This window comes from Achromobacter sp. SIMBA_011 (assembly GCF_046535435.1).
Classification (GTDB): domain Bacteria; phylum Pseudomonadota; class Gammaproteobacteria; order Burkholderiales; family Burkholderiaceae_B; genus Achromobacter; species Achromobacter dolens.
In genome coordinates, this window is sequence record NZ_JAWRWN010000773.1 from 1 (window position 1) to 258 (window position 258).

Consider the following 258-nt stretch of genomic DNA (forward strand, 5'->3'; position numbering starts at 1 on the left):
GCCTTCGCCTGCCGCCGCACCGCTTCGTAGTCGCTGTCGGCGTCGAGCACGACGAGGCTGGCCGGCCGCCCGACCTCGATCCCGTAGCGCTCGCCGAGATGCATCGTCGTCGCGCCGTGGTCGGTGACGAAGTCGAGGCAGCGCTGCAGGTCCTCGTAGCCCATCATGTGGCAGATATGGAGGCCGGCGTCGAGCACGCGCAGGATATTGCCGTTGCCGAGCGGATACCACGGATCCTTGATCGAATCCTGCCCGAAG

At 67.1% G+C, this 258-nt stretch carries 1 protein-coding gene; it reads right to left on the minus strand.

Features of this window, described 5'->3' with window-relative positions:
• Positions 1–258 (minus strand): amidohydrolase family protein (locus SB816_RS33090; protein WP_410548390.1); only part of this gene is annotated, 258 nt, incomplete at both ends.